Annotated in this window: 4 protein-coding genes; all 4 read left to right on the forward strand. The window is 64.0% G+C overall.

Translation table 11 applies throughout. The features are described from left to right. Nucleotides 1–371, forward strand: a 371-nt coding sequence (locus ACIQ2A_RS25760) for an ABC transporter substrate-binding protein (RefSeq protein ID WP_398484894.1), incomplete at its 5' end; no start/stop codon positions are given. A 217-nt stretch (nucleotides 372–588) separates the two neighbouring features. Next, a complete protein-coding gene (locus ACIQ2A_RS25765; protein WP_398484896.1) occupies nucleotides 589–1,464 on the forward strand; it encodes a branched-chain amino acid ABC transporter permease in 876 nt (291 codons plus the stop codon). Beyond that, complete coding sequence (locus ACIQ2A_RS25770) at nucleotides 1,461–2,453, forward strand: branched-chain amino acid ABC transporter permease (RefSeq protein WP_398484898.1); 993 nt, start codon at nucleotides 1,461–1,463, stop codon at nucleotides 2,451–2,453. Before ACIQ2A_RS25765 ends, ACIQ2A_RS25770 begins: the two co-directional genes overlap by 4 nt. Continuing rightward, a complete protein-coding gene (locus ACIQ2A_RS25775) occupies nucleotides 2,450–3,193 on the forward strand; it encodes an ABC transporter ATP-binding protein (protein ID WP_398484900.1) in 744 nt (247 codons plus the stop codon). The genes ACIQ2A_RS25770 and ACIQ2A_RS25775 overlap by 4 nt, the downstream gene beginning before the upstream one ends. The last annotated feature ends 54 nt before the right edge of the window (nucleotides 3,194–3,247 follow it).

The raw sequence follows: 3,247 nt of genomic DNA on the forward strand, positions 1-3,247 counted from the left end.
AGCTCGCCGGCGATGCGGCCAACGGCGCCCGCGGCCATGTCGGCCTCACCACTGATGCCCCGGTGGATCTCATCAAGGCCTTCCGCGAAAAGTTCGTGAAAAAGTACAACTACGTCCCCGACCATACCGGCCTCAAGGGCTGGCTCGCGATCTACATGATCAAGGCCACCACCGAGAAAATGGGCAAGGTGGACAGCAAGGGCTTTGCCGACGCGCTGCATGGCTTCACCATCACCACGGCCAAGGAGCCGGGCATCCTGATGGACGCCACCTTCGACGCCAATGGCGACATCGACCGTCAGGGTTTTCTGGTCGAGATCGTCGAAGGCAAGCAGGTGGTGAAACAGGTGCTGCCGAAGCTGAATAATTGAAACGCAATTTCTAACCTCTCCCCGCTTGCGGGGAGAGGTCGACTGTAACGCGCGCAGCGCGTGGAAGTCGGGTGAGGGGGCTCTCCACACGCTCGGAGCCTGCGGAGGCTCCCCTCACCCCGCCCTCTCCCCGCAAGCGGGGCGAGGGAGCGCACGGTCGGAGCGTCGCGACTACCAGCCTTTAACTGCGCATGCGCGCAGTACCGAGAGAACCACCATGTCCAATCTTCTCGACCTCCTCATCGCAGGTCTCGCCACCGGCGCCATTTACGCCATTGTCGCGGTTGGCTTCACGCTGCTGTGGCAGACCTCGCAGACCATCAATTTCGCCCAGGGCGAATTCGTCATGCTGCCGGCCTTTTTGATGCTCGGCGTGCTGCATACCGGCGCGCCGTTCTGGGTCGCCATCCTGGTCGGCATCGCGCTGTCGATGCTGCTGCTCGGCCTCGGCTTCAAGATGCTGCTGGTCGATCCGATGCTGCGCCACGGCGTGCTGCCGCTGGCGATCGCCACCATGGCGCTCGCCATCGGCATCAAGGAATCCGCCAAACAGTTCTGGAGCGCGGAAGCCTCGCCCTTCCCCTCCATCGTTCCCGCTGGTGATATCTTCATTCTCGGCCGCGCCGTCGCGTTGCAGAGCATCGGCGTGCTCGCTGTCGCCGTCATCGCGGTTGTCGCGCTCACCGCGCTCCTGAACCGCACCTCCATCGGCCACCAGATGCAGGCCGCGGCGCAGAACCCGACGGTCGCCCGCATCGTCGGCGTCCCGGTCGAACGCATGATCCTGCTGACCTTCCTGATCAACGCCTTTCTCGTGGCGCTGGCCTCGCTGCTGATCACGCCCATCTATCTGGCAAAATTCTCCAACGGCGAAGTGCTCGGCCAGGCAGCCTTCATCGCGGCCATTGTCGGCGGCTTCAACCAGATCCGCGGCGCCATCGCCGGCGGCCTCCTGATCGGCGTCGTTGATAATCTCGCCGCCGCCTACGTCTCCACGCAATATCGCGCCGCCGTGCCGCTGGTGCTGCTGATCGCGATCATCCTGTTCCGTCCGCAGGGCCTGCTCGGCCGTCCCGAGGAGCGCACCGTATGAACACGAAACTCCTCAAGCTCGGCTTCGGCGTCGTCGCCATTGCGGCGCTCATCATCGTGCCGATGAATTTCAACCGCTACGGCCTGTTCATCCTCAGCCAGTGGGCGGTCATGACCATCGCCGCCATGGGCCTCAACCTCACCCTCGGCTATGCCGGCCAGGTCTCGCTGGCGCAGGGCGCCTTTGTCGGCATCGGCGCCTATACGGCGGCGATCATGACCTCGTCAGGCATGCCGCTGATCGCAGCGCTCGGCGTCGCCATCGTGCTGTGCTTCGCGGTCGGCTGGATCCTCGGTTATCCCGCGCTCCGCGTGCAGCATCATTATCTCGCTTTCGTCACCCTCGCCTTCTCGACGCTCGCCTTCCTCGTCTTCCGCAACGAGGAATGGCTCACCAAGGGCATCTATGGCATCAGCAACATCCCGCGGCCGGAGATCTTCGGCTATCCCACGCGGCGCCCGCTGCCATTCTATTACTTCTGCCTCGGCTCGCTCGGCCTCGTCTCGCTCGCGGTCTGGTGGCTGATCCGCTCGCCCTGGGGCCGCGCCTTCGTGGCGCTGCGTGAAAACCCGATCCGCGCGCTCTCGCTCGGCATCGACACCCGCCACTACACGCTGATGGCGTTTGCGATCGGCTCGGCGCTCGGCGGCGTCGCCGGCGTGCTCTATGCGCCGCTCACGCAATATGTCGATCCCGTGCCGTTCCACCTGTCGCTCTCGCTCGACTTGCTGATGATGGTCATCGTCGGCGGCTCCGGCTTCTTCTTCGGCCCGTTCCTCGGGGCGATGATCGCCGTGCTGCTGCCGGAATGGCTGCGCTTCACGCAAGGCTACTACCTGATGATCTATGCGGTCGCCGTCATCGGGCTCCTGATCTACTCGCCATCCGGCATTCTCGGCATCCTCGATCGCTTCATGGCCGAACGCCGCACCAAGGCCGCGTCGGCCAAGCGAGCGACCGCGACCGCCAAATTGGAGGTGACGCCGTGAGCGCCGTCCTCGAAGTCTCCAATATCAGCAAGCGCTTCGGCGGCATCACCGCCGTCAATGGCGTGTCCTTCGATGTGCAGGAAGGTGAGATCCTCGGCCTGATCGGACCGAACGGCTGCGGCAAGTCCACTTTGTTCAACTGCATCCTCGGCCAGCTCACCCCATCGGATGGCGAAGTGAAGCTCGATGGCAAGACCGTCACCGGACTGCGCCCGTCAGAACTGAACAAGCTCGGCGTCAGCCGCACTTTCCAGCTGCTGCAGGTGTTTCCAAAACTCTCGGTGCGCGAGAACCTGATCCTCGCCGGGCAGGAGCATCAGGGCAACATGCTGACGCGGCTGGTCGGCCCCTCCGATGCCGGCCTCACCGACGCGGCCAATCAGATGATCGGCTTCTTCAAGCTCGACCATCTCGCCGATGAGCCCGCTGGCGGACTTTCGTACGGCCAGCAGAAGCTGCTCGACGCCGCTATGGCCTTCATGGGCGGGCCGCGTCTGGTGCTGCTCGATGAGCCCGCCGGCGGCGTCAATCTCACGATGCTGGCCGATCTCAAGGATCGCCTCCGCGCCATCAATCAGGAGAAGCGCGCCACCTTCGTGGTGATCGAGCACAATATGGAATTCGTGATGTCGCTGTGTACGCGCGTGATGGTGATGGCCGAAGGCAAGGTGCTGGCCATGGGCCGCCCCGACGAAGTCCGTGCCAATCCCGCCGTGATCGAAGCGTATCTGGGACATTGAGGATGCGCGCTCCAGACGAAATGCCATCCATGAGGCGCGGACACCTCTCCCCAC

The organism is Tardiphaga sp. (genome assembly GCF_044336785.1).
Classification (GTDB): Bacteria; Pseudomonadota; Alphaproteobacteria; order Rhizobiales; family Xanthobacteraceae; genus Tardiphaga.

Coding starts and splice junctions, on each gene's coding strand:
- ACIQ2A_RS25770 (WP_398484898.1), top strand. CDS start 1,461: ATGAACACGAAACTCCTCAAGCTCGGCTTCGGCGTCGTCGCCATTGCG.
- ACIQ2A_RS25765 (WP_398484896.1), top strand. CDS start 589: ATGTCCAATCTTCTCGACCTCCTCATCGCAGGTCTCGCCACCGGCGCC.